The sequence below is a fragment of the Rhizobacter sp. Root1238 genome (assembly GCF_001425825.1).
Taxonomy (GTDB): Bacteria; Pseudomonadota; Gammaproteobacteria; order Burkholderiales; family Burkholderiaceae_C; genus Rhizobacter.
Window position 1 is genome coordinate 141,810 of sequence record NZ_LMDM01000050.1, and the last position, 23,029, is coordinate 164,838.

General features: G+C 69.2%; 26 protein-coding genes. 21 read left to right on the plus strand and 5 right to left on the minus strand.

Going from position 1 to position 23,029, the window contains the following annotated elements; translation table 11 throughout:
* Window positions 1-35: 35 nt before the first annotated feature.
* The gene (locus tag ASC98_RS28955; protein WP_056805836.1) at window positions 36-746 is read right to left on the minus strand and encodes a cation transporter; all 711 of its coding nucleotides are present in this window, start codon (window positions 744-746) and stop codon (window positions 36-38) included.
* 73 nt (window positions 747-819) lie between these two features.
* Here ASC98_RS28955 and ASC98_RS28960 point away from each other — a divergent pair, with 73 nt between their 5' ends.
* Both ASC98_RS28960 and argB read left to right on the plus strand, forming a co-directional pair.
* Window positions 820-1,257 carry a Cd(II)/Pb(II)-responsive transcriptional regulator gene (locus tag ASC98_RS28960; protein WP_056805839.1) on the plus strand — a complete coding sequence of 146 codons (438 nt, stop codon included), beginning with the start codon at window positions 820-822 and terminating at the stop codon, window positions 1,255-1,257.
* A gap of 61 nt (window positions 1,258-1,318) precedes the next feature.
* A complete protein-coding gene (gene argB, locus ASC98_RS28965; RefSeq protein ID WP_056805842.1) occupies window positions 1,319-2,251 on the plus strand; it encodes an acetylglutamate kinase in 933 nt (310 codons plus the stop codon).
* Between the two features lie 21 nt (window positions 2,252-2,272).
* Here argB and ASC98_RS28970 read toward each other — a convergent pair whose 3' ends face one another.
* Window positions 2,273-2,464, minus strand: a complete 192-nt coding sequence (locus ASC98_RS28970) for a heavy-metal-associated domain-containing protein (protein ID WP_056805845.1) — start codon at window positions 2,462-2,464, stop codon at window positions 2,273-2,275.
* Window positions 2,465-2,594: 130 nt separating this feature from the next.
* On the opposite strand from ASC98_RS28970, the gene ASC98_RS28975 reads away from it, so the two are divergent.
* The 16 genes from ASC98_RS28975 to ASC98_RS29050 all read left to right on the plus strand — a co-directional run bounded on the left by ASC98_RS28975 (window position 2,595) and on the right by ASC98_RS29050 (window position 15,678).
* Entirely contained in the window at window positions 2,595-4,775 is a 2,181-nt protein-coding gene (locus ASC98_RS28975) for a cation-translocating P-type ATPase (protein WP_056805848.1), read from the plus strand.
* Complete coding sequence (gene cueR, locus ASC98_RS28980; RefSeq protein WP_056805852.1) at window positions 4,772-5,158, plus strand: Cu(I)-responsive transcriptional regulator; 387 nt, start codon at window positions 4,772-4,774, stop codon at window positions 5,156-5,158. Before ASC98_RS28975 ends, cueR begins: the two co-directional genes overlap by 4 nt.
* The gene (locus ASC98_RS28985) at window positions 5,155-5,856 is read left to right on the plus strand and encodes a pyrimidine 5'-nucleotidase (RefSeq protein WP_056805855.1); all 702 of its coding nucleotides are present in this window, start codon (window positions 5,155-5,157) and stop codon (window positions 5,854-5,856) included. The genes cueR and ASC98_RS28985 overlap by 4 nt, the downstream gene beginning before the upstream one ends.
* A 17-nt stretch (window positions 5,857-5,873) precedes the next feature.
* A complete protein-coding gene (slmA, locus tag ASC98_RS28990; protein ID WP_056805974.1) occupies window positions 5,874-6,530 on the plus strand; it encodes a nucleoid occlusion factor SlmA in 657 nt (218 codons plus the stop codon).
* Between the two features lie 32 nt (window positions 6,531-6,562).
* Complete coding sequence (gene pdeM, locus ASC98_RS28995) at window positions 6,563-7,240, plus strand: ligase-associated DNA damage response endonuclease PdeM (protein ID WP_056805858.1); 678 nt, start codon at window positions 6,563-6,565, stop codon at window positions 7,238-7,240.
* Between the two features lie 51 nt (window positions 7,241-7,291).
* Window positions 7,292-10,117 (plus strand): PAS domain-containing protein, encoded by a 2,826-nt coding sequence (locus tag ASC98_RS29000; protein ID WP_056820624.1) that lies wholly within the window; start codon window positions 7,292-7,294, stop codon window positions 10,115-10,117.
* A 74-nt stretch (window positions 10,118-10,191) separates the two neighbouring features.
* The gene (locus ASC98_RS29005) at window positions 10,192-11,070 is read left to right on the plus strand and encodes an ATP-binding protein (RefSeq protein ID WP_056805865.1); all 879 of its coding nucleotides are present in this window, start codon (window positions 10,192-10,194) and stop codon (window positions 11,068-11,070) included.
* Complete coding sequence (locus ASC98_RS29010) at window positions 11,067-11,516, plus strand: NUDIX domain-containing protein (protein ID WP_056805867.1); 450 nt, start codon at window positions 11,067-11,069, stop codon at window positions 11,514-11,516. Before ASC98_RS29005 ends, ASC98_RS29010 begins: the two co-directional genes overlap by 4 nt.
* Window positions 11,513-11,902 (plus strand): phosphoribosyl-AMP cyclohydrolase, encoded by a 390-nt coding sequence (gene hisI / locus ASC98_RS29015; protein ID WP_056805870.1) that lies wholly within the window; start codon window positions 11,513-11,515, stop codon window positions 11,900-11,902. Before ASC98_RS29010 ends, hisI begins: the two co-directional genes overlap by 4 nt.
* Complete coding sequence (locus tag ASC98_RS29020) at window positions 11,899-12,279, plus strand: phosphoribosyl-ATP diphosphatase (protein ID WP_369820467.1); 381 nt, start codon at window positions 11,899-11,901, stop codon at window positions 12,277-12,279. The genes hisI and ASC98_RS29020 overlap by 4 nt, the downstream gene beginning before the upstream one ends.
* Window positions 12,276-12,665: a hypothetical protein gene (locus tag ASC98_RS29025; protein ID WP_056805873.1), complete on the plus strand. Its 390-nt coding sequence runs from the start codon at window positions 12,276-12,278 to the stop codon at window positions 12,663-12,665. Before ASC98_RS29020 ends, ASC98_RS29025 begins: the two co-directional genes overlap by 4 nt.
* A complete protein-coding gene (locus tag ASC98_RS29030; protein WP_056805876.1) occupies window positions 12,662-13,012 on the plus strand; it encodes a histidine triad nucleotide-binding protein in 351 nt (116 codons plus the stop codon). Before ASC98_RS29025 ends, ASC98_RS29030 begins: the two co-directional genes overlap by 4 nt.
* A 45-nt stretch (window positions 13,013-13,057) precedes the next feature.
* Window positions 13,058-13,300 carry a Sec-independent protein translocase subunit TatA gene (gene tatA / locus ASC98_RS29035; RefSeq protein WP_056805879.1) on the plus strand — a complete coding sequence of 81 codons (243 nt, stop codon included), beginning with the start codon at window positions 13,058-13,060 and terminating at the stop codon, window positions 13,298-13,300.
* Between the two features lie 46 nt (window positions 13,301-13,346).
* Window positions 13,347-13,835, plus strand: a complete 489-nt coding sequence (gene tatB, locus ASC98_RS29040; protein WP_056805881.1) for a Sec-independent protein translocase protein TatB — start codon at window positions 13,347-13,349, stop codon at window positions 13,833-13,835.
* Window positions 13,836-13,881: 46 nt separating this feature from the next.
* The gene (gene tatC, locus ASC98_RS29045; RefSeq protein WP_056820627.1) at window positions 13,882-14,670 is read left to right on the plus strand and encodes a twin-arginine translocase subunit TatC; all 789 of its coding nucleotides are present in this window, start codon (window positions 13,882-13,884) and stop codon (window positions 14,668-14,670) included.
* 18 nt (window positions 14,671-14,688) lie between these two features.
* Window positions 14,689-15,678 carry a hypothetical protein gene (locus tag ASC98_RS29050; protein WP_056805888.1) on the plus strand — a complete coding sequence of 330 codons (990 nt, stop codon included), beginning with the start codon at window positions 14,689-14,691 and terminating at the stop codon, window positions 15,676-15,678.
* On the opposite strand, the gene ASC98_RS29055 is transcribed toward ASC98_RS29050, so the two are convergent.
* Window positions 15,662-16,837: a trypsin-like peptidase domain-containing protein gene (locus tag ASC98_RS29055; protein WP_056805891.1), complete on the minus strand. Its 1,176-nt coding sequence runs from the start codon at window positions 16,835-16,837 to the stop codon at window positions 15,662-15,664. The two genes, ASC98_RS29050 and ASC98_RS29055, sit on opposite strands and share 17 nt — an antisense overlap.
* Before the next feature lie 17 nt (window positions 16,838-16,854).
* Between ASC98_RS29055 and ASC98_RS29060 the strand changes: the two genes are divergently transcribed.
* The gene (locus tag ASC98_RS29060; RefSeq protein ID WP_056805895.1) at window positions 16,855-17,616 is read left to right on the plus strand and encodes a Nif3-like dinuclear metal center hexameric protein; all 762 of its coding nucleotides are present in this window, start codon (window positions 16,855-16,857) and stop codon (window positions 17,614-17,616) included.
* Here ASC98_RS29060 and ASC98_RS29065 read toward each other — a convergent pair whose 3' ends face one another.
* On the minus strand, window positions 17,617-20,565 hold the full coding sequence (locus ASC98_RS29065; protein WP_157598092.1) for a GH92 family glycosyl hydrolase: 2,949 nt from the start codon (window positions 20,563-20,565) through the stop codon (window positions 17,617-17,619).
* Between the two features lie 192 nt (window positions 20,566-20,757).
* The gene (locus tag ASC98_RS29070) at window positions 20,758-21,228 is read right to left on the minus strand and encodes a BLUF domain-containing protein (protein ID WP_082542104.1); all 471 of its coding nucleotides are present in this window, start codon (window positions 21,226-21,228) and stop codon (window positions 20,758-20,760) included.
* Here ASC98_RS29070 and ASC98_RS29075 point away from each other — a divergent pair, their 5' ends adjacent.
* Window positions 21,229-21,996 (plus strand): Crp/Fnr family transcriptional regulator, encoded by a 768-nt coding sequence (locus tag ASC98_RS29075; protein ID WP_056805904.1) that lies wholly within the window; start codon window positions 21,229-21,231, stop codon window positions 21,994-21,996.
* Between the two features lie 26 nt (window positions 21,997-22,022).
* The gene (pdxA, locus tag ASC98_RS29080) at window positions 22,023-23,024 is read left to right on the plus strand and encodes a 4-hydroxythreonine-4-phosphate dehydrogenase PdxA (RefSeq protein WP_056805906.1); all 1,002 of its coding nucleotides are present in this window, start codon (window positions 22,023-22,025) and stop codon (window positions 23,022-23,024) included.
* Window positions 23,025-23,029: the final 5 nt, after the last annotated feature.

A 23,029-nucleotide genomic window follows, 5' to 3' on the forward strand; every position in this document is an offset into this window, starting at 1 on the left:
GCTTGCGGCCGGTAGATGGGGGTCGATGCGGCGGGTCACAAGGCCTGTTTCGGCAACGCCCGGTCGGCGTGCCGCAGCTCGACCCGGGCATGCCGCATCACCGCGATGCCGCTTTGCAGCCCGAGGCCGGCCATCAGCAGCGCGACCACGACATCGGGCCACATCGTGCCGGTGCCGAACACGCCGACGGCGGCCAGCAGCACCGCGGCATTGCCGATCGCATCGTTGCGGCTGCACAGCCACACCGAGCGCATGTTGGCGTCGCCCTCGCGGAAGCGGTAGAGCAGCAGCGCGACGCCCAGGTTCACCGCCAGCGCCAGCGCGCCGATCCAGCCCATCGTGGCCGGCGCCGGCGACGCGCCATGCCATGCGTGCCACAGCGCCAGCCCCAGCACGGCGGCGCCGTAGACCGCCATCGTCGAGCCCTTGAACCAGGCGACGCGCGGGCGCCAGATGGCCGCCATGCCGAGCGCGACCAGGCTCAGACCGTAGTTGACGGCATCGCCGAAGAAGTCGGCCGCATCGGCCAGCAGCGAGGCCGAATCGGCATGCAGGCCGCCGCCGATCTCCAGCACCGCCATGCCGGCATTCAGCACCAGCGCGACCCACAGCACGCGGCGGTAGGCGGCCGACACCGGGCCGGTGGGCAGGTGGTCGTGGGAATGGCCGTGGCCGTGGCCCGCGTCGTCGGAGGGGGCATGGGCATGCGCATGCGCGTGGTCGTGGTCGCAGCAATGTCGTGACATGGGAAATGGGGAGGCCGAGCGAAAGCGCTGTGGCACAGTCGAAAGCCTGGAGTCCCTCCAAGGTCAAGTCCCCATGCGCATCAAGGATGTATCTGAAGCCACCGGCGTGCCGGTCGACACGATCCGGCACTACGAGAAGGCCGGCCTGCTGCCCGCGCCGGCGCGCGGTGGCAACAACTACCGGCGCTACACCGAGGCCGAAGTGCAACGGCTGCGCTTCATTCGCAACTGCCGGTCGCTGGACATGAGCCTGGACGAGGTGCGGCCGCTGCTGGAGTTCCTCGACCACCCGCAGGCCGATTGCTCGAAGGTCGACGCGGTGATCGAAGGCCACCTGGCGCATGTGCGCGAACGGCTGGCCAGCCTGCAGGTGCTGGAGCGCCAGTTGGAACTGCTGACGCAGGTGTGCGGCCCGCAGCGCATGCACGAGCTGTGCGGCATCGTGATGGCCTTGTCGAAGGACGCGCCGGGCGGTGTGCCGCCGACCGGGCGCGGCGTGCACACGACCTAGTGATGACCCCTACAATTCGCGCCGCGACGACCCGTGGCGGTCGTCTCCACGAAGGCCCTCCATGAACAACGAGCCCCCTGCCAACAAGCCCCAAGGCCACGCCAACCCCGATCTGACGCACATCGCCCCGCGCGACAAGGCGGAGATCCTGGCCCAGGCGCTGCCGTACATCCAGAAGTTCCATGGCAAGACCATGGTCATCAAGTACGGCGGCAACGCGATGACCGATCCGGCGCTGCAGCAGGATTTCGCCGAAGACGTGGTGCTGCTGAAGCTGGTCGGCATCAACCCGGTGGTGGTGCACGGCGGCGGGCCGCAGATCGAGGATGCGCTGGCCAAGATCGGCAAGAAGGGCACCTTCATCCAGGGCATGCGCGTCACCGACGAGGAGACCATGGAAGTGGTCGAGTGGGTGCTGGCCGGCCAGGTGCAGCAGGACATCGTCGGGCTGATCAATGCGGTCGGCGGCAAGGCCGTCGGCCTGACCGGGCGCGACGGCGGGCTGATCCGCGCGCACAAGCTGAAGATGGTCGACCGCGACGACCCGACCAAGGTGCACGACGTCGGCCAGGTCGGCGAGATCGAGTCGATCGACCCGTCGGTCGTCAAGGCGCTGCAGGACGACCAGTTCATCCCGGTGATCTCGCCGCTCGGCTTCGGCTCGGAGAACGAGAACTACAACATCAATGCCGACGTGGTCGCCGGCAAGCTGGCCGAGGTGCTGAAGGCCGAGAAGCTGCTGATGCTGACCAACATCCCCGGCGTGCTCGACAAGCAGGGCAAGCTGCTGACCAACCTGTCGGCGCGCGAGATCGACGAGCTGTTCGCCGACGGCACCATCAGCGGCGGCATGCTGCCGAAGATCGCGTCGGCCCTCGACGCGGCGAAGAACGGCGTCAACACCGTGCACATCATCGACGGCCGCGTGCCGCACGCGATGCTGCTGGAAATCCTGACCGAGCAGGCCTACGGCACGATGATCCGGAGCCACTGAGTTCGTGGCGCGGAATGGAGGCTACTTGGGCGGGTAGCCCGCCTCGGTCAGCGCCGCCGCGAGCAGCGACCGGTCCGATGCCGATTCGACCTCGACGGTGTGCTCCGCGAGGTTCACCACCACCAGCGCATGGGGATCGGCGTCCTTCAGCGCCTGCGTCACCGCCTTGACGCAATGGCCGCAACTCATGCCGTCGACCTGGAACTCGATCATGGGGTTCTCCGTGGTGGTTTGATGGATTCACTGTGAAGCTTGCCACCGTGGCAAGGTCAAGCCGCACCGCGAAGCCCCACGGCCGGCAAGGCCTTGACATTACCATGATGGTAAGGTTGACAGTCGCGTCATGAACACGACCGGCATCGCCCCCCATTCCCTGTCCCTCGGCATCGACGGCATGACCTGCGCGTCGTGCGTCGCGCGTGTCGAGAAAGCGCTGCAGCGCGTGCCCGGCGTCGTGTCGGCCACCGTCAACCTGGCGACCGAGCGCGCCGAGGTGCAGACCAGCGTCGACGATGCCGCGGTGCTGCTGGCGGCGGTCGAGAAGGCGGGCTATGCGGCCCACGTGCACGAGGAAGACGAAGCGCCGGCCGCCGCGGTACCGGCCTGGCCGGTGATCGCCGCCGCCATGTTGTCGCTGCCCCTGGTGCTGCCGATGCTGCTGTCGCTCGCCGGCATCGACGCGATGCTGCCCGGCCTGCTGCAGCTGCTGCTGGCCGCGCCGGTGCAGTTCGTGCTCGGCGCGCGCTTCTACCGCGCCGGCTGGAAGGCACTGCGCGCGCGCACCGGCAACATGGACCTGCTGGTGGCGCTCGGCACCTCGGCGGCGTTCGGCCTCAGCCTGCAGCAGCTGTGGGCGCACGGCGGACACGGGCACCTGTATTTCGAGGCGTCGGCGGTGGTGATCACGCTGGTGCTGCTCGGCAAGTGGCTGGAGCAGCGTGCCAAGCGGCAGGCCACCGATGCGATCCGGGCCCTGAACGCACTGCGGCCGCAGACGGCGCGCGTGCGCCGCGACGGCACCGAAAGCGACCTGCCGATCGCGCAGCTGCGGGTCGGCGACCTCGTCGTCGTGCGGGCCGGCGAACGCGTGCCGGTCGACGGCGAGCTGCTCGAAGGCGAGAGCCATGTCGACGAATCGCTGATCACCGGCGAGGCCCTGCCGGTGCTGCGCCAGCCGGGCGGGCGGGTGATCGGCGGGTCGGTCAACGGCGAAGGCCTGCTGCTGCTGCGGGCGACCACGCTCGGTGCCGAATCGGCGTTGTCGCGCATCGTCCACCTGGTCGAGTCGGCGCAGGCGAAGAAGGCGCCGATCCAGCAGCTGGTCGACCGGGTCAGTGCGGTGTTCGTGCCGGTGGTGCTGGTGCTGGCGGCCGTCACGCTGCTCGGCTGGGGCCTGGCGACCGGGGCGTGGGAGCCGGCGGTGCTGAACGCCGTCGCGGTGCTGGTGATCGCCTGCCCGTGCGCGCTCGGCCTCGCGACGCCGGCCGCGTTGATGGCCGGCACTGGCGTCGCGGCACGGCGCGGCATCCTGATCAAGGATGCCGAGGCGTTGGAGCGCGCACGCCAGGTCGACATCGTCGCGTTCGACAAGACCGGCACGCTGACCGAAGGCCGCCCGGCGCTGGTCGCCTGCGAGCCGGCCGATGGCGATGCGCGCGCACTGCTCGCCGACAGCGCGGCGCTGCAGGCCGGCAGCGAGCACACGCTGGCTGCGGCCGTGCTCGCGGCGGCGCGGCACGACGGGCTGGCCATCGCGCCGGCCAGCGGCGTGCGCAGCGTCGCCGGCCGCGGGCTGTCGGGTGAGGTCGGCGGGCGCACGCTGCTGCTCGGCAGCAGCCGCTTCATGGGCGAGCGCGGCATCGACGTCTCGCCGCTGCAGGCCCGGGCCGACGCGCTGCAGCTCGACGGCCGCACCGTCTCGTGGCTGGCCGAGGCCGCGCCGGTGCCGCGGCTGCGCGGCCTGCTGGCGTTCGGCGACGCCGCGAAGCCGAGCGCGACCGACGCGGTGCGCCAGCTGCAGTCGCTCGACGTGCGCTGCCTGCTGCTGACCGGCGACAGCGCCGGCGCGGCGGCGAAGCTGGCGCGCGAACTCGGCATCGACGCGGCCGACGTGCATGCCGCGCTGCTGCCGCAGGACAAGGCCGCGCTGGTCGAGGCGCTGCGCCGCGGCGGTGCACGCGTCGCGATGGTCGGCGACGGCATCAACGATGCGCCGGCGCTGGCGGCGGCCGACGTCGGCATCGCGATGGGCAGCGGCACCGACGTCGCGATGCAGGCGGCCGGCATCACGCTGATGCGCGGCGATGCGCGCCTGGTCGCCGATGCGCTCGAGATCGCGCGGCTGACGCAACGCAAGATCCGCCAGAACCTGTTCTGGGCCTTCATCTACAACGTGGTCGGCATCCCGCTGGCCGCCTTCGGGCTGCTGAACCCGGTGATCGCCGGCGCGGCGATGGCGTTCAGCAGCGTCAGCGTGGTCGGCAATGCGCTGCTGTTGCGGCGCTGGAAGGGAGTGGCACGATGAACATCGGTGAAGCGGCACAACGCTCGGGCGTGTCGGCGAAGATGGTGCGGCACTACGAATCGCTGGGGCTGTTGCCGCAGGTCGGCCGCACCGATGCCGGCTACCGGCAGTACGGCGACAAGGAGGTGCACACGCTGCGCTTCATCCGGCGCGCCCGCGACCTCGGCTTCGGCATGGCCGAGATCGGCGAGCTGCTGAAGCTGTGGCAGAACCGCCGGCGTGCGAGCGGCGACGTGAAGCGCATCGCGCTGGACCACATGGCCGACCTCGACCGCCGCATCGCCGAGATGGAGGCGATGAAGCGCACGCTGTCGAGCCTGGCGAGCTGCTGCCACGGCGACCAGCGGCCCGATTGCCCGATCCTCGACGAGCTGGCCGAATGAGCGGACGCCGATCGGCGCGGGTGTGGTTGTTCGATCTCGACAACACGCTGCATGACGCGTCCCACGCAGCGTTCGGCCCGACCAACCAGGCGATGAACGACTACATCGTGTCGCACCTCGGGCTGGCGCCGGGCGAGGCCTCGGCGCTGCGCCAGCAGTACTGGGACCGCTACGGCGCCACGCTGCTCGGCCTGGTGCGCCACCACGGCGTGAACGCGAGCCACTTTCTCGAGGAGACGCACCGGCTGCCAGGCCTCGAGGACCGCCTGCGCACCCATGCGCACGACCGCGCCGCGCTGCGCCGGCTGCGCGGCCGCAAGGTCCTGCTGACGAACGCGCCACGGTCCTACGCGTTGCGCGTGCTGCGGGCGCTCGGCCTCGCGGACTGCTTCGATGGCCTGGTCAGCATCGACGAGATGACGATGTTCGGCGACCTGCGGCCGAAACCGGATGCGCGCATGCTGCGGCGCGTCGCGGTGCGGCTGAAGGTGGCGCCGCGGCGCTGCGTGCTGGTCGAGGACACGCTGGCCCACCAGAAGGCGGCACACCGCATCGGCATGCGCGCGGTCTGGATGCAGCGCTACCTGAAGACGGCCAAAGTTGCGAACAACAGCACAGAAGTTGGCGTTCACCCTTGCCGAAAGCCCCCCTATGTGTATGCAAGAATTCAATCGCTGAACAAGCTCCTCTCCCTGTGACAACTCCGACCGCCGCGATGACCGACACCCCTGCCATCCCCGAAGACACCAGTCCCGAGGTGGCAGCCGACGCGGTGGCCGAACCGGCGGGCCGCAAGCGCCCGAAGCCCGGCGAGCGCCGCGTGCAGATCCTGCAGACGCTGGCCCACATGCTCGAACAGCCGGGCGCCGACCGCATCACGACGGCCGCGCTGGCCGGCAAGCTCGATGTCTCCGAAGCGGCGCTGTACCGCCATTTCGCGAGCAAGGCGCAGATGTTCGAAGGCCTGATCGAGTTCATCGAACAGAGCGTGTTCACGCTGGTCAACCAGATCACCGAGCGCGAGACGAGCGGCCAGGTGCAGGCCCAGAAGATCCTCACGGTGCTGCTGCAGTTCGGCGAGAAGAACCCCGGCATGACGCGCGTGATGGTCGGCGATGCGCTGGTGTTCGAGAACGAGCGCCTCGTCGCCCGCATGAACCAGTTCTTCGACCGCATCGAATCGCAGCTGCGCCAGAGCCTGCGCAGCGCCGCCGAAGCGGCCGGCTCGTCGACGCCGACCGTCGACGCGAATGCGCAGTCCTCGGTGCTGACCGGCTTCGCGGTCGGCCGCCTGCAGCGCTATGCGCGCTCCGGCTTCAAGCGCGTGCCGACCGAGCACCTGGACGCCGCGCTGCGCCTGCTGGTCGGCTGACGCCGGCCTTTTCCCTCTTCCTTCCCTGATCGATGGTCACGACCGATGTCGGCGGCCAGCGCCTCGCATTGCTGCCGCAGAAGGCCGCCTGGTGGCCGGCGCAGCACGCGCTGCTGGTGGCCGATGCCCACCTCGGCAAGGCGGTGTCGTTCCGAAGGCTCGGCGTGCCGGTGCCGGAGGCCACGACCGGCGAAACGCTGTCGCGGCTGACCGGACTGGTCGAGCAGCACGGCGCGCGGCGCATCGTGTTCCTCGGCGATTTCCTGCACTCCGTGCATGCGCACGCGGCCTCGACGCTGGAGGCGCTCGCGCGCTGGCGCGAGCGGCATGCGGATCTGCATCTGACGCTGGTGCGCGGCAACCACGATGCCCACGCCGGCGATCCGCCTGCCTGGGCCCGGATCGACGTCGTCGACGAGCCGCTGCGGCTCGGCGGGCTGGCACTGTGCCACCACCCCGTTGCGCGCGACGACGGCTACGTGCTGGCCGGTCACCTGCACCCGGGCATCGTGCTCGGCGGACGGCCCCGCGACCATGTGCGGCTGCCGTGCTTCTGGTTCGGCGAGCGGGTCGGCGTGCTGCCGGCCTTCGGTGCGTTCACCGGGCTGAAGACGATCCGGCCGGCGCCCGGCGAGCGGGTCTTCGCGGTGGCCGAGCAGGCCGTGCTGCCGCTGCCGCCGCAACCGCCGGCCGCTCAAGAACCCGGCTGAGTCGGCCGATATCCGGCAAAGCTCCGCATCGGGCGGCGCATCGTTGCCGCCATGCCGATCCTTCCCCGGGTGCCGTTCCATCGTCTCGCCGCCCTGTGGCTGGCGGGCGTCGGCCTGTGCGTGATGGCCGGCGTGCTCAGCGGTCGCGTCGAGCTGGCTCGCCTGTTCGTGAACGCGGTGCCGGCCAGCTTCAACGCCGGCCTGCTCGGCCTGGTGGCGGCGGTCGCGCTGTGGAGCGGCCCGCGCGTGCCGTCGCGCCGGCTGGCGTGGTGTGCCGCGTTGCTGATGCTGCTGCCCGTGCTGGTGATGGCCGAGCAACTGGGCGGCATCGACCTCGGCATCGACATGCCGGCGCTGCACCGCGCGCTGCAGCCGGCCTCATCGCACCCCGGACGCCTGGCGCCGAACTCCTGCCTCGGCTTCCTGTTCGCCGGCCTGGCGCTGTGGCTGCAGCACAGGCCAGGCGTGCGCTGGCGCGGCCTGCTGGTGTCGTGCAGCGTGTACGGCACGCTCGCGGTCGGCCTGTCGGCGCTCACCGGCTACGTGCTCGACCTGGAGGCGATGTACAAGCTGCTGTCGTTCAACAGCATGTCGGCGGCGGTGATGGCGATGCTGGTGGTGCTGGGCGCGGCGCTGTGGTCGAGCCTGCTGGCCGGCGACGCGGCCGACGCCGTGGCCGAGCGACCCGAGGATCGCATCACCCGCACCGCGGTCGGCGTGCTCGGCATCGTCGCCGTGGTGTCCGGCGTGGCCGGTTTCGCGCTGATGCAGCGCGCCTACAAGATGACGGTGGCCGAGGGCCTCGAGACCGCGGCACGCGGCCATGCCGGCGCGTTCGCGCACAGCCTGAAGCAGGAGATGGAGATCGCCGAAAGCGTGTCGCGGCAGCTCGCGCTGCAGCGCTCGCTCGCGCAGCTGGCGGTGAAGCCGACCGATGCGCTGGCCTTCGACGACCTGCGCGAGCTGGCGGCCAGCGTGCTGGGCCAGGATTTCAGCGCCTTGCGCGTGCAGAACGGGCGAGGCGAGGCGTTGCTGGAGGCGGGTTCGGCGCGGCTGCGCGAGGCGCCGGTGGCGCTGCCGCTGGGCGACGGCCATTCGACGCTGCTGTGGGACGACGGGCTGGTGCTGCACAGCGAACTGCCGGTCGAGCGCAACGGAGCGCGCGTCGGCGGCCTGGTGCTGGAGCGCCGGCTGGGCGTGCTGACCGGGCTGCTGTACGACCTGCAGCACCACGACGATTCGACCGACGCGCTGCTGTGCGCACGCATCGAGGACGACGCGGTCTGCCTGCCGAGCCGCTTCTACGAGGCGGGCCGCCACATCGCGATGTACCGGCAGGACGGCCAGCCCTATCTGCCGATCTCGAAGGCCCTGCTCGGCATGACCGGAACCGATTCGGTGAAGGACCTGCGCGACGTGCCGGTGCAGGCCGGCTATGCGCCGCTGCGAGGCCTCAACCTGGGCCTGGTGGTCAAGACCGACAGCGGCGAGCTGTTCAGCTACATCCGCTCGCGGCTGCACCTGCTGACGGGCCTGCTGGCGGCGCTGGTGCTGGTGGGCGCCTGGCTGTTGCGCTCGCATGTGCTGCCGCTGGCGCAGCGCCTGGCGCGCAGCGAGCGCCGGCTGCAGATGGTGTCGGACAACCTGCCGGCGCTGGTGTTCCATGTCGACGCCGACCTGCGCTACCAGTTCGCCAATGCCCGCTACCTGCCGATGGCCGGCCTCGACCCGAAGGCGATGATCGGCGAGCGCATGCAGGACGTGCTGGGCGCGGACGCGTTCGGTGTCATTGCAGAGCACATCGCGGCCGCGCTGCGCGGCGAGCGCGTGCGCTACGAGCGGCACGGTCCCTGGCTCGGCGGCGAGCACCATCACCTGGTCGAGTACGTGCCCGAGCGGCGGCCGGACGGCAGCGTCGCCGGTGTCTACGGCATGGTGATGGACATCACCGAGCGCCACCAGGCGCAGGCGCAACTGGCCGCGAGCGAGGCGCGGCTGCGCACGATCACCGACAACGTGCCGGCGTTGATCACGTATGTCGACACCGACCTGCGCTTCCAGTTCTGCAACCCGGTGTTCGAGGCCTGGACCGGCATCCCGGTGGCCGCCGCGATGGGCCGGCGCATGCAGGACGTGCTGCCGCCGAAGGTGATGGCCCTGCGGCAGCGCCAGATCGAGCGCGCGCTGCGCGGCGAGACGGTGCAGTTCGAGACGGTGGCGGTGCTGGGGCAGGGGCCGCGGCACTTCCAGGTCAACTATTTGCCGCACCGCGACGAGCAGGGCCGGGTGATCGGCGTGTACAGCCTGACGAACGACGTGTCGGCGCAGAAGGAACTCGAGCGCAAGCTGCAGACGCTGGCGCGGGTCGATGCGCTGACGGGACTGGCCAACCGGCGGCAGTTCGAGGAACGCTTTTCGGAGGCGATGTCGCGCTGCCGCCGCAGCGGACGGCCGATGGCGCTGATGTTCATGGACATCGACAAGTTCAAGGGCATCAACGACACGCTGGGCCATGCCGGTGGCGACGAGGTGCTGAAGACCTTCGGGCAGCGGCTCCTGGCCAGCGTCCGCAAGACCGACACGGTGGCGCGGCTGGCCGGCGACGAGTTCGTCGTGATCCTCGAAGGGCTGAACACGGTGGACGAGCCGCACTTCCTGGCCCGCAAGATCCTCGCGGCGATCGCGGCGGAGCAGCAGGTGCTGGGGCATTCGCTGAGTGTCACGACGAGCATCGGCATCTCGTTCTACGAAGGCGACGACAGCACCGAGGGGGCGCTGATGGCGCTGGCGGACAAGGCCTTGTACGAGGCCAAGTCGGCCGGGCGAGGGACGTACCGGTGTGCGCCGCGTTCCGCCGTGGTTGCCGGGCGGGGCTGATCCGGGCGCCAAAACGCGACCGCTACACTGGCGGCCCGTTCCAGCCTTGGTGCCGGTAGACCCGGCGGTCTTGCATGTCTTTCGCTCCCGACACGTTGCTGCAATTGATCCAACGCGCCGATGCGCTGCTCACCCGGCTGGAGTCGGTGCTGCCGCAGCCGCTGGTTGCGCCCGACTGGTCGGCGTCGATCGCGTTCCGCTACCGCCGGCGCGGCGCCTCCGGGCAGTTGCTGCCGGTTCGGCACGTGGCGCAGGTGCGCCTGTCGGAGCTGGTCGAGGTCGAGCCGCAGAAGGAGCGGCTGCTGCGCAACACCGCGCAGTTCGTGGCCGGGCATGCCGCCAACAACGTGCTGCTGACCGGGGCGCGCGGCACCGGCAAGAGCTCGCTGATCAAGGCCTGCCTGAACGAATTTTCCGATCGCGGACTCCGCTTGATCGAGGTCGACAAGGCGGACCTCGTCGACCTGCCCGACATCGTCGACCTGGTCGCCGAGCGGCCCGAACGCTTCGTCGTGTTCTGCGACGACCTCAGCTTCGACGAAGGCGAGCCCGGCTACAAGGCGCTCAAGTCCATCCTCGACGGCTCGGTCTCGCAGGCATCGGACAACCTGCTGATCTACGCGACCAGCAACCGCCGCCACCTGCTGCCCGAGTACATGAAGGAGAACCTCACGTACCAGCACACCGAGGACGGCGAGGTCCATCCCGGCGAGGTGATCGAAGAGAAGATCTCGCTCAGCGAACGCTTCGGGCTGTGGGTCAGCTTCTATCCGTTCAGCCAGGACGAGTACCTCGCGATCGTCGCGCAGTGGCTGCGTGGCTTCGGCGTCGGCGAAGACGAGATCGCCGCGGCTCGGCAGCCTTCGCTGGTGTGGGCGCTGGAACGCGGGTCGCGCTCGGGGCGCGTCGCGTTCCAGTTCGCGAAAGACTACGCCGGGCGGCACGCTTCATGAGCGGCGCAGACGAGCGCACGCCGGTCGACGTTGCCGTTGGCGTGCTGATCGATGCCGACGGCCGCTTCCTGCTGACCAGCCGGCCCGAGGGCAAGGTGTATGCGGGCTACTGGGAATTTCCCGGCGGCAAGCTGGAAGCCGGCGAGAGCGTCGAACAGGCGCTGCGCCGCGAGTTGCATGAAGAGATCGGCATCACGATCGGGCCGGTGCAGCCGTGGAAGATCGAGCTGATGGACTACCCGCATGCGCGCGTGCGGCTGCACTTCTGCAAGGTCTTCGCGTGGACCGGCGAGTTCGAGATGCGCGAGCGCCAGCAGATGGCCTGGCAGGACCTGCCGGTGCAGGTGCAGCCGGTGCTGCCCGGCACCGTGCCGGTGTTGGCCTGGTTCGCCGAGGAACGCGGTTTCTCCGGACCGACTTGCGCCACAGATACACTCGCCCGATGAGCTGGCTCGACGAGATCAAGTGGGATGCCCAGGGCCTGCTGCCGGTGATCGCGCAGGAGGTCGGCAGCAACGACGTGCTGATGTTCGCGTTCATGAACCGCGAGGCGCTGGCCCGCACCGCCGAGCTCGGCGAGGCGGTCTATTACAGCCGCTCGCGCCAGCGGCTGTGGCACAAGGGCGAGGAAAGCGGGCATGTGCAGCAGGTGCACGAGATGCGCCTCGATTGCGACAACGACGTGCTGCTGCTGAAGGTGACGCAGCAGGGCCACACCCCCGGCATCGCCTGCCACACCGGCCGTCACAGCTGCTTCTTCCAGCTTTACAAGGACGGCGCCTGGCAGACCGTCGAGCCGGTCTTGAAAGACCCGGGGACCATCTACAAATGACGGACGTGAAGACCGAGGTGAACGCCGCGCGCAACGGCAACGACACGCTCGCCCGCCTGGCGGCGGTGATCGAGTCGCGCCGCCAGGGCGATCCGGACAAGAGCTACGTCGCCCGGCTGTTCCACAAGGGCACCGATGCGATCCTGAAGAAGATCGGCGAAGAGGCCACCGAGACGGTGATGGCCGCCAAGGACGGCGACCGCCAGAAGATCGTCTACGAGGTCGCCGACCTGTGGTTCCATTCGATGCTCGCGCTCAGCGCGTTCGGGCTGACGCCCGCCGACGTGCTGGCCGAGCTGGAGCGGCGCGAAGGCCTGTCGGGCCTGGAGGAATTCGCCGCGCGCAAGTTGCAAACCCGAGAGGCGGACGGAACATGAACGATGTCGTGACCCAGCTTTCCGACAGCCAGCGCTCGCTGAAGAACATCGGCCACATCAGCTACGCGCTGCATGCGATCGTCGCGGTGGCCGCCGTGCTGCCCGGCGCGCAGGTCACGCCGGTGCTGCTGATCGTCGCCTTCATCCTCGACCTGGTGAAGAAGGACGAAGCCGCCGGCAGCTGGCAGGAATCGCACTTCCGCTGGCGCATCCGCTCGGTGATCTGGGCCGCCGTGCTGTACGTCGTCACGCTGCCGCTGTGGTTCCTGTTCCTGGTCCCCGGATGGATCGCCTGGGCCATCATCTCGATCTGGTTCCTGTACCGCGTCGTGCGCGGCTGGGTGAACCTGAACTCGAACACGCCGATGCCGGTGCCCGCGCCATGAGCCATGACCCGAACTGCATCTTCTGCAAGATCTCGGCCGGGCAGATTCCGAGCCGCAGGGTCTTCGAAGACGATGAACTGATCGCCTTCCACGACATCGCGCCGTGGGCGCCGGTCCACTTCCTGATCGTGCCGAAGGCGCACCTGGCATCGCTGTACGACACCGTGCCCGAGCAGCACCAGGCGCTGCTCGGCAAGATGCTCGCGCTGGCCCCGAAGCTCGCGCGCGAGCAGGGCGCCGTCAACGGTTTTCGCACCGTGATCAACACCGGCGTCGATGGCGGGCAGGAAGTGCCACATTTGCACATGCATGTCGTCGGCGGACCCAGGCCGTGGGCCAAAGGGTGATCCCCCGACCCCCTAGAATCCGCTATTTCCCGCAGGAGAAGACTCATGGGTTCGTTCAGCATCTGGCACTGGCTCATCGTGCTGGTGATCGTGGTCCTGGTGTTCGGCACCAAGAAGCTCAAGAACATCGGCAGCGACCTGGGTGGCGCCGTCAAGGGCTTCAAGGACGGCATGAAGGACGGTTCGACGACCAGCGCCAATGGCGAGGTCGTGCCGCCATCGCAACAGGTCGGCCAGAAGGCCGTCGATCCGAACACCGTCGACGTCGAAGCGAAGACCAAATCGTGATGAGCATCCGAGGCCGGCTCGGGCTGGCCCGTCGGATGACGACCGCATGATCGATTTCGGTTTCGACAAGATCGCGCTGATCGGCGCCGTGGCGCTGATCGTCATCGGGCCCGAGCGGCTGCCGAAGGTCGCCCGCACCGTCGGCCACCTGCTCGGCAAGGCGCAGCGGTATGTGGCCGACGTCAAGGCCGAGGTCAACCGCTCGATCGAGCTCGAAGAGCTCAAGAAGATGAAGGGCGAGTTCGAGGACGCGGCCCGCAACGTCGAGCAGACGGTCTCGAACGAGATCCACCAGACGCGCGCCGACATGGCCAGCGCCTGGGATGCCCCCGGCGATGCGGCTTCGACGCCGGACAGCGGCCAGCACCTCGGCTGGGAACCGCCGCCACCGCAGTACAAGCACCCGAAGAAGAACTGGCGCCTGAAGCGCGGCGCGACGCCGCAGTGGTACAAGCAGCGCACTGGCGTGCGCAACAAGGCGCAGTCGGGTGCGGCGCGTGTCGCACGCTTCCGCCCGCCGCGCTCGTCGGCCTGAACCCTGCGGCCTGAACTCCCTCGGCCCGCGAACCTGAATCCCTCCCATGAAGTTGAACAGCGACGGCCGCGATGAGCTGGAAGGCACCGAGCAGCCCTTCGTCACGCACCTGATCGAACTGCGCGACCGCCTGATCCGCGCGGTGATCGCGATCGGCGTGTGCTTCGGCATCCTCGCGGTCTACCCCGGCCCGGCGGCGCTGTACGACCTGCTGGCGCATCCGCTGGTGATGGCGCTGCCGGCCGGCGGCAAGCTGATCGCGACCAACGTGATCTCGCCGTTCCTGGTGCCGCTGAAGATCACGCTGATGGCGGCCTTCCTGGTGGCGCTGCCGGTGGTGCTGTACCAGGTGTGGGCCTTCGTCGCGCCGGGGCTGTACACGCACGAGAAGAAGCTGGTGCTGCCGCTGGTGATCTCGAGCACGCTGCTGTTCTTCTTCGGCGTCGCGTTCTGCTACTTCTTCGTGTTCGGCAAGGTGTTCGCGTTCATCCAGAGCTTCGCGCCGAAGAGCATCACAGCGGCACCGGACATCGAGGCCTACCTGAGCTTCGTGCTGACGATGTTCGTCGCGTTCGGCGCTGCGTTCGAGGTGCCGATCGTCGTCGTCGTGCTGGCCCGCATGGGCATCGTGTCGCTCGAGAAGTTGAAGGCCTTCCGTGCCTACTTCATCGTGCTGGCCTTCATCGTCGCAGCCGTCGTGACGCCGCCGGACATCGTCTCGCAACTCGCGCTCGCGATTCCGATGTGCATCCTGTACGAGGTCGGCATCTGGGCCTCGGTGATCTTCATCAAGCACACGCGGGCGCCCGAGGACGAGACGACCTCCAAGGCCTAGGTCGGGAACTTGACATCGATGAGCCGGACTGCGTTCGTCTACCAGATCCATTACGACGAGGCTTCCCGACGTCGGGTCGAGCCTGAGTTCATTCCGCTGGACAACACCGCGAGCGAGCGGCCGGATTGGCTGGAGTTCTGGCCCATTCTCAAATTCCTTCAGTCGAACACACTGCAGGAAGGTGCGTGGTACGGATTCCTGTCGCCACGTTTTGCCGAGAAGACTGGCGTCAACGGCCAGCAGGTCATCGAGTTGCTCAACGTGGTGGGCGATGCCGAGGACGTCATGCTCCTTTCGCCTTTCTGGGACCATGGTGCGTTTTTCCTGAACGCGTTCGAGCAGGGCGACGCGACCTGTGCGGGCCTGCTGGATGCGAGTCAACGGTTTGTCGACAGCATCGGCCTGGGCATCGACCTGAGAACACGGGTCGTCAGGTCGCGCCACACGGTTTTCTCGAACTACTTCATCGCGAAGCCCGTGTTCTGGCGCAAGTGGCTGGAGCTTGCGCAGCAACTGTGGAAGTGCTGCGAAGACGACGCCAATCAGCTCGCGGCCGACTTGAACGCCGCGACGACCTACCCGGCACGGGGCGGACGGCCGGTCGCGCTGAAGATCTTCTTGCAGGAACGCCTGGCGTGCCTGCTCCTGGACCGGCCGGAGTTCCGCGTGGGGTCGATCGACCTGAGCGAGGGGCACCGGGTGGACCGCATGTTCTGCTCCGATGAGTCGAAGCGTGCTGACTTGCATCGGTGCGATTCACTGAAGGTGCAGTACCTCGAAACACAGGATGAAACCGTGTTGGAGAGCTACTGGGCACTGCGCAGGACCATCCCGACCATCGTGCCGGTGTCGCGGGAGCCTTTTCAGGCGGATCGCGGACGCCGGGTCGAGCAACGCCGGCGCGGTGCGCAGTTTCCGGCGTTCGGCGCGGGGGTCCACTCGACCGACTGGAGCAACTGGTCACCCGGTGTTGAGCAGCCCCGGACAGCGATCATTCTTCGCGCCTGACCTGTGCCCTGCCGCGCGGCCGCTGCGCCACCATCACGCTGATCTCGAGCGCCTTGTCGCCGCGCTGCACGCCGATCTGCGCGGTTTCCTTCGGCTTCAGCGCGGCCACCGCGGCCAGCAGCTGCACCGTGTTGCTCACCGGCGTCTCGGCCACCTTGACGACCACGTCGCCAGGGCGCAGGCCGCCGGTCGCGGCCGGGCCGTTCTGCAGCACGCCGGTGATCAGCACGCCTTCCTTGATCGGCAGGTTGAAGGTCTCGGCGATCTCGGGCGTCAGGTCGCGCGGCTCGACGCCGATCCAGCCGCGAGTGACCTGGCCGTCGCGGATCAGGCCTTCCATCACCTGGCGCGCGGTCGTCTCGGGGATCGCGAAGCCGATGCCCAGGCTGCCGCCGCTGCGCGAGTAGATCGCGGTGTTGATGCCCAGCAGGTTGCCGTTGGTGTCGACCAGTGCACCGCCCGAGTTGCCGGGGTTGATCGCCGCATCGGTCTGGATGAAGTTCTCGAAGGTGTTGATGCCGAGCTGGTTGCGGCCGAGCGCGCTGACGATGCCCGACGTGACCGTCTGGCCGACGCCGAACGGGTTGCCGATGGCCAGCACCACGTCGCCGACCTGCAGTGTCTCGGCGCTGCCGAACGCGATCACCGGCAGCTTGTCGAGCGTGATCTTCAGCACCGCGACGTCGGTGTCGGGATCGCTGCCGACCACCTTGGCCTTCGCGCGGCGCGCGTCGACCAGCTGCACCTCGATGTCGTCGGCGCCTTCGACGACATGGTTGTTGGTCAGCAGGTAGCCCTCGGGCGACACGATCACGCCGGAGCCGAGGCCGACCTGCGGCTGTTCGCGCTGTTGCGCGCCCTCACCGAAGAAGAACTTGAACCACGGGTCCTCGCCATGCGGGTTGCGCGCCGGCGCCTTGCTGGCGGTGATGCTGACGACGGCCGGCGACGCGCGCCGTGCCGCGCCGCTGTAGCTGGGGACGCCGCCGGGCGGCAGCGACACGTTCTGGAGCGCCGGCGCCTGGCTGATCGACACGATGCTCGGCATGCCGTTGCCGGGCTGGCGGCGCACCCAGTCCGGCTTCAGCGTCGCGACCACGAACAGCACGGCCACGGCCACCGTCACGGCCTGGGAGAAAATCAGCCACGTCTTGCGCATCAACAGGGTCCTGTGTCATGGCCGCACGCTCCGAAATCGAGTCCTACCTGAACACGCTGCTGGACGTGGGCCGCTTCCGCGATTATGGGCCGAACGGTCTGCAGATCGAGGGCAAACCCGAGGTGCGCAAGCTGGTGTCGGGCGTCACCGCGAGCCGGGCCTTCATCGAGGCGGCGATCGAGCGTGGCGCCGATGCGCTGCTGGTGCACCACGGGCTGTTCTGGAAGGGCCATGACGGCCGCATCACCGGCTGGCTGAAGGCACGCATCGAGCGGCTGCTGGCGGCCCAGGTCAACCTGCTGGCCTACCACCTGCCGCTGGACGCGCACCCGCAGTTCGGCAACAACGCGCAGTTCGGCGTGCGGCTGAACTTCATGGCCGACGGCCGCTTCGGCGACCAGGACCTGGGCTGGATCGGCAGCCCGGCGCAGCCGCTGACGGTGCCGGCGCTGACCGCGCTGCTCTCGCTGCGATTGAACCGCGCGCCGGTGGTCGTCGACCCGGGCGTCTCTGGAGGAGGCCGCCCGATCCGGCGCGTCGCGTGGTGCACCGGCGGCGCCCAGGGCTATTTCGAAGCCGCGATCGCCGCCGGCGCCGATGCCTACGTCACCGGCGAGATCTCGGAACCGCAGGCGCACCTGGCACGCGAGACCGGCGTCGCCTTCTTCGCCTGCGGGCACCACGCCAGCGAGCGCTTTGGAGCGCCTGCGCTGGCCGCGCACGTGGCCGAGAAATTCGGCCTCGCGCACGAGTTCATCGAGATCGACAACCCCGCCTGATCAGGGCGCGACGCGGAGGTCGTCGACGAAACCGCGGAACGTGCCGGTCGCGTCGGGGCGGTCGTAGGCCACCAGGATGCGTGCGATCGTGCGCCCCGCCGCCCACTGGCCGATGTTCGAGCGCACCTCGTTCCAGGTGTTGCCGGCGAGCCGGCCGCCACGGCCCTGGAACTCCGGATGCACCCGCACGCCGTTCTGGTCGGTCGCGCCCGAATCGCGCAGGCTGCTGCCGTCGGTGAAGATCAGGTCGACCGCGACGAACGCGCTGTTGGGCGCCGAGCCCTGCGGATAGATCCAGTACGACAGCGTCGTGCTGGCGGTCACCGGGATCCGCACGTCGAACACCTTGTTGTACGAGAACGAGCGCGTCGCGTCGGTGTCGTTGCCCGAGTACATCAGCGCCGTGCTGCCGCTGTGCGCGATGTTCTCGCGCCGCGTCGAGGTCTCCATCCCGGCCAGCCCGCAGCAGAAGCCGCCGACGTTGGCCTGGAAGTCGGCGGTGTCGTTCCAGTCGGGCTGCGCGATGCCGGCTTCGAAGTCCGAGAAGAAGCCGCTCGCGTTGGTCGTGGTGCGTGGCGCGTCGAACGACGGCGGCGCATCGGCCGCGGCGCTGCCCCACGCGGTGTTGGCGCTGGCGCCCAGCACATAGTCCAGCGTGGTGTCGGCGTCCAGCTGCGACAGCGCCAGCCAGGTGCGCGTCGACGTGGCGCCGTTCACCTTCAGGCTCTGCACGTAGGTGCCGTTCGCGCCGGCGTTCGACGCGTTGATCGTCAGCGTGCGGCCGTTGCCCATGCGCACCGCGGTGCTCGGGAACAGCGGGCTGCCGAGCACGAAGCCGCCGAGGCCCGGGATCTCCGGGTACAGCCCGAGCGCGCCCCACACGTACCAGGCCGAGGTGGCGCCCAGGTCGTCGTTGCCGGTCAGGCCGTCCGGGCCGGTCTTGTACAGGTCGTTCAGGATGCGCCGCACCACCGCCTGCGACTTGTACGGCGCGCCGGCGAAGGCATAGGCCCACGGCGTGCCGTGTTCCGGCTCGTTGCCCATGAAGGCGTACGGGCTGTTCGGCCCCGAATCGAGTTGCGTGAAGTGCTCGTCCAGCCGCGCGATGGCGGCCGCGTTGCCGCCCATGCGGTCGAACAGCCCGCGGTAGTTCTGCGGCACCATCCAGGTGTATTGCGCCGAGTCGCCTTCGACGAAGCCGGCGCCGTCGGTGCGCGTGAACCCGCTCTTGAAGCTGCCGCCCGCGGTGCGCGGGTGGATGTAGCCGCTGACCTTGGAGTACAGCGGCTTCCACATCTGCGCCTGCGTGAGGTACTTGTCGCGCCTGGCGGTGTCGCCGAGCGCGCCGGCGAACTGCGCGATCGCCGAATCGGCCAGCGCGTACTCTTCGGCCGACGCAGCTGCGCCCCACAGGTTCGGCGTCTCGATCGGGATGTAGCCATGGCCCAGGTAGTCGGCCAGCCCCGGGCGCGTCTCGCAGTTGCGCGAACGGGTGCCGGGCTGCGTCGCGCCCTGCTCCATGTAGCGCAGCGCGGCGGCGGTGTCGAAGCTGCGGCCGCCGAAGGCGTACAGGTTGGCGACGATCACCGCGCCGGCATCGCCCACCATCACGCAGGTGTCGTCGTTCGCGGTCGGCCACTTCGGATAGCCGCCCCCGCCCTTCTCGGCGTCGACCACCATCGACTGCGCCATGTCGCTCGCCTCCTTCGGCGCGAGCCAGCCGATCAGCTGCACCTGCGAGCGGTAGATGTCCCAGCCGGAGAAGGTGGCGTACTTGTCCCAGCCGGTCGCGGTGTAGGTCTTGTTGTCGAAGCCGATGTACTGGCCGTTGACGTCGCTGAACAGGTTGGGGTGCAGCAGCGAGTGGTACAGCGCGCTGTAGAACTTGGTGCGGTCGTCGGTCGAGCCGCCGGTGACCTGCACCTTGTTCAGCGTCGCGTTCCAGGTCGCCTGCGCCGCGCTCTTGAGCCCGTCGAAGTCCCAGGCGGGGTTCTCGGTCTGCATGTTCAGCTTCGCGTTCGCGGTGCTGACGTACGAGACGCCGATGCGCAGCTTCACCTGCCCGCCGCCGGCGAACTTGACCCAGCCGCCGTTGTTCTGCGCGCGCGCCGCGGTGCGCGAGCCGGGCGTCACGGTGTCGCCCTGGTAGGTGCCGAAGCTGGCGAAGGGCTTGTCGAACTGGCCGTGGAAGTAGACGAAGTAGCCGCCGCCGCCGCACACGCCGCCGGTCTCGACGAAGCCCTGGACCGAGTCGGTGCCGACGATCTCCAGCTGCGCACTGCGCGCGCCGACGCCGTTGCGGCCGATGTTCAGGATCATCGTCGCGTCGTTGGTGGCGGGCCAGGTGAAGCGGCCGGCACCGGTGCGCTTCGTGACGGTGAGCTCGGCATTGACGCCGTTGTTCAGCCCGACGCGGTACGAGCCCGGCACCGCCTGCTCGTTGGCATGCGAGAAGCCGACCTGGTAGTTCTCGATGTGCGTGCCCGGCGAACTCGCGATGTTGCCGACGATGGGCAGCATCGAGATGTCCTGCTGGATCGAGCAGCCGGTGCCGCTGGAGTGGATCAGGCTGATGCCCTGGATCACGCCCTTGTCGTAGTTGTAGCCGCCGAAGCCGTAGAACTCGCCGTAGCCGGTGTCGGGGCTGTACTGCACCATGCCGAAGGGCAGCGTCGCGCCGGGGAAGGTGTTGCCGACCGCGCCGCCGGTGCCCTGGTTGTCCGGGTTCGGGTTGCCGATCTTCGTGCCGACGAACGGGTTGACCAGCGGCAGCAGGTTGACGTCGGCCGCCTGAGCGGCTTCCGTCGGGGCCCGCGCCGCCGTCATCGCGGCATCGTCATGCCCGCCGCTGTTGCCACCGCCACCGCCGCAGCCTGCCACCAGCAGGGCGGCAAGCCATCCCGACCGCAGGGCGAAGCGCCGCCGCGGTGTTGAACGATCGTGTTGCACTCTTGTCTCCTCAGTCGCGCGGGGACCGATGCACAGCGAGCCTGGCGTGCGACGACGTCCGCACGAAACTGCCACACGTCTACTTCTTGCTCTGGAGGCACCCTGGCTGTGCAGCGTAGGGGCAGGCCCGCGACGGCCCGACGGGAGATTCCCGCGCAGGAGTCAGCGCAGCGAGCGAAACAGGCCCTCGATTCAGGACACCAGGTCCCAGCCCGGCACGCATTGCATGAACGTGCCCAGGGCCCGGCCGGCACCGAGGCGCTCGTCGTCCTCGAACACGTCGAGCGCGTCGGGTTCGCAGTAGCCGGTGCGCCAGCGCGGCAGCAGGCGCGCGCTGCCGTCCTCGCCTTCGAACAGCACGCGGTAGCCGGTGTGGCGCGGATCGGCCTGGATGCGTTGCGCCAGCGAGACGATCTGCGGGCGCGGACCTTCGATCAGCTGGCAGAAGCGCGCGCCATCGAACACCAGCACGCCGCTGATGCCGAGCTGCTGGTTGCGTTCACGGGACACGTGCAGAATCCGTGCAACCACCGAGAAGTCCCGACCGGGCGCGAGATGGCTGAGGTAGAGGACGCGGTACACGGACGACGGGGCGGACGACGGGGCGATAGCGATCACAAGAGGCCAAAGCCTCCAATCTAGCGGCCGCGGAGGGCCACACACATGTCAATTGACACAGCACTGCAGCGCAGTGCGGTGCGTGTTCCGTGCAGCGATTGCCCGTTGCGCGTGCTGCCGCTGTTCGTGGCGGCGGCGCCCGACGAACTGGCACTGATCCAGTCGTTGAAGCACCGCGAGCTGCGGCGCGACAGCGGTGCCAGCATCATCGACGAGGGGTCGACCGACGCGCCGCTGTTCACGCTGTTTTCCGGCTGGGCCTTCCGCTACAAGACGCTGAGCGACGGCCGCCGGCAGATCCTGAACTTCCTGCTGCCGGGCGACTTCATCGGCGTGCAGCAGAAGATGACCGATGCCGCGGTGCACGGCGTCGAGGCGCTGGGCGAAGCGTGGCTGTGCGTGTTCGAGCGCGATGCGCTGTGGTCGCTGCACCAGCACACGCCGCGGCTCGGCTTCGCGGTCACCTGGCTGGCCGCGCACGAAGAGGCGCTGGTCGACGACAACCTGCTGTCGGTCGGCCGTCGCAGCGCGGCCGAGCGCGTCGCGACGCTGCTGGTGCACCTGTTCCGTCGTGCGGCCGCGCTGATGCCGGACGCCGGGGTCAACGGCGTGCCGTTTCCGCTGACGCAGCAGCATGTCGCCGATGCACTCGGGCTGTCGCTGGTGCACACCAACAAGACCTTGCGCAAGCTGCAGCGCCAGGGGCTGCACCGCATCGAGAATGGGCAGCTGTTCCTGACCGACGTGCGGGCGCTGGAGCGCCTCGCCGACCTGTACGGCGATGGCAAGCTGTCGCCGCGGCCGCTGATCTGAATCGCTGACCTGAAAGGCACCTCGGAATGACGACCCGTGCACCGATCGCATTGACGCAGGGCGATGCCTGCGGCATCGGCCCCGAGATCATCGCGAAGCTGTTTCGCCTGCCGCAGGCGGCCGGCTGCTTCGTGATCGGCGACGTGGCGGTGCAGCGCCGTGCGGTCGCGTCGACTGGCGGCGGGCTGGCGGTGGCGGTGATCGAGCGTGCCGCCGATGCGCTCGAGGCGCCGCCGGGCTGCATCCCGGTGCTGCTGCCGCCCGGGCTGCCGGCCGACCTGATGGCGGCACCGATCGGGCAGGTCGATGCGCGCGCCGGCGCGGCGGCGGCGCGCTGCATCGAGCACGCGGTGCGGCTGGCGCGCGGCGCGGAGATCGCGGCCATCGTCACCGCGCCGATCCACAAGGAGGCGCTGTCGGCCGCCGGCGTCGCGTTCCCGGGGCACACCGAGATGCTGCAGGCGCTGTCGGTCGAGGCTGGCGCGCCGCTGCCGCCGGTGCGCATGATGCTGGCCAACGAAGAGCTGCGAACGGTGCTGGTGACCATCCACCTGTCGCTGCGGCGCGCGATCGATGCGGTGACCTTCGACGCGGTGCTGCAGACGCTGCGCATCTCGCAGCAGGCTGCTGCACGCTGGGGCCTGTCGTCGCCGCGCATCGCGGTGGCCGGGCTGAATCCGCATGCGGGGGAGGGCGGCCTGTTTGGCGATGAAGAGATCCGCATCATCCGCCCGGCCATCGACGCGGCGCGCGCCGAAGGCATCGACGCGAGCGGCCCGTTCGCGCCCGACACGGTGTTCATGCGCGCGCGCCGCGGCGAGTTCGACCTGGTGATCGCGATGACGCACGACCACGGATTGATCCCGGTCAAGTACCTCGGTGTCGAACAAGGCGTCAACGTGACGCTCGGGCTGCCGTTCGTGCGCACCAGCCCCGATCACGGCACGGCATTCGACATCGCCGGCACCGGCCGGGCCGATGCATCGAGCCTGCTGGCCGCGTTGCAGATGGCGCGCCGACTCTCGTAGCCCGG

Coding starts and splice junctions, on each gene's coding strand:
- ASC98_RS28955 (WP_056805836.1), bottom strand. CDS start 746: ATGTCACGACATTGCTGCGACCACGACCACGCGCATGCGCATGCCCAT.
- ASC98_RS28960 (WP_056805839.1), top strand. CDS start 820: ATGCGCATCAAGGATGTATCTGAAGCCACCGGCGTGCCGGTCGACACG.
- argB (WP_056805842.1), top strand. CDS start 1,319: ATGAACAACGAGCCCCCTGCCAACAAGCCCCAAGGCCACGCCAACCCC.
- ASC98_RS28970 (WP_056805845.1), bottom strand. CDS start 2,464: ATGATCGAGTTCCAGGTCGACGGCATGAGTTGCGGCCATTGCGTCAAG.
- ASC98_RS28975 (WP_056805848.1), top strand. CDS start 2,595: ATGAACACGACCGGCATCGCCCCCCATTCCCTGTCCCTCGGCATCGAC.
- cueR (WP_056805852.1), top strand. CDS start 4,772: ATGAACATCGGTGAAGCGGCACAACGCTCGGGCGTGTCGGCGAAGATG.
- ASC98_RS28985 (WP_056805855.1), top strand. CDS start 5,155: ATGAGCGGACGCCGATCGGCGCGGGTGTGGTTGTTCGATCTCGACAAC.
- slmA (WP_056805974.1), top strand. CDS start 5,874: ATGACCGACACCCCTGCCATCCCCGAAGACACCAGTCCCGAGGTGGCA.
- pdeM (WP_056805858.1), top strand. CDS start 6,563: ATGGTCACGACCGATGTCGGCGGCCAGCGCCTCGCATTGCTGCCGCAG.
- ASC98_RS29000 (WP_056820624.1), top strand. CDS start 7,292: ATGCCGATCCTTCCCCGGGTGCCGTTCCATCGTCTCGCCGCCCTGTGG.
- ASC98_RS29005 (WP_056805865.1), top strand. CDS start 10,192: ATGTCTTTCGCTCCCGACACGTTGCTGCAATTGATCCAACGCGCCGAT.
- ASC98_RS29010 (WP_056805867.1), top strand. CDS start 11,067: ATGAGCGGCGCAGACGAGCGCACGCCGGTCGACGTTGCCGTTGGCGTG.
- hisI (WP_056805870.1), top strand. CDS start 11,513: ATGAGCTGGCTCGACGAGATCAAGTGGGATGCCCAGGGCCTGCTGCCG.
- ASC98_RS29020 (WP_369820467.1), top strand. CDS start 11,899: ATGACGGACGTGAAGACCGAGGTGAACGCCGCGCGCAACGGCAACGAC.
- ASC98_RS29025 (WP_056805873.1), top strand. CDS start 12,276: ATGAACGATGTCGTGACCCAGCTTTCCGACAGCCAGCGCTCGCTGAAG.
- ASC98_RS29030 (WP_056805876.1), top strand. CDS start 12,662: ATGAGCCATGACCCGAACTGCATCTTCTGCAAGATCTCGGCCGGGCAG.
- tatA (WP_056805879.1), top strand. CDS start 13,058: ATGGGTTCGTTCAGCATCTGGCACTGGCTCATCGTGCTGGTGATCGTG.
- tatB (WP_056805881.1), top strand. CDS start 13,347: ATGATCGATTTCGGTTTCGACAAGATCGCGCTGATCGGCGCCGTGGCG.
- tatC (WP_056820627.1), top strand. CDS start 13,882: ATGAAGTTGAACAGCGACGGCCGCGATGAGCTGGAAGGCACCGAGCAG.
- ASC98_RS29050 (WP_056805888.1), top strand. CDS start 14,689: ATGAGCCGGACTGCGTTCGTCTACCAGATCCATTACGACGAGGCTTCC.
- ASC98_RS29055 (WP_056805891.1), bottom strand. CDS start 16,837: ATGCGCAAGACGTGGCTGATTTTCTCCCAGGCCGTGACGGTGGCCGTG.
- ASC98_RS29060 (WP_056805895.1), top strand. CDS start 16,855: ATGGCCGCACGCTCCGAAATCGAGTCCTACCTGAACACGCTGCTGGAC.
- ASC98_RS29075 (WP_056805904.1), top strand. CDS start 21,229: ATGTCAATTGACACAGCACTGCAGCGCAGTGCGGTGCGTGTTCCGTGC.
- pdxA (WP_056805906.1), top strand. CDS start 22,023: ATGACGACCCGTGCACCGATCGCATTGACGCAGGGCGATGCCTGCGGC.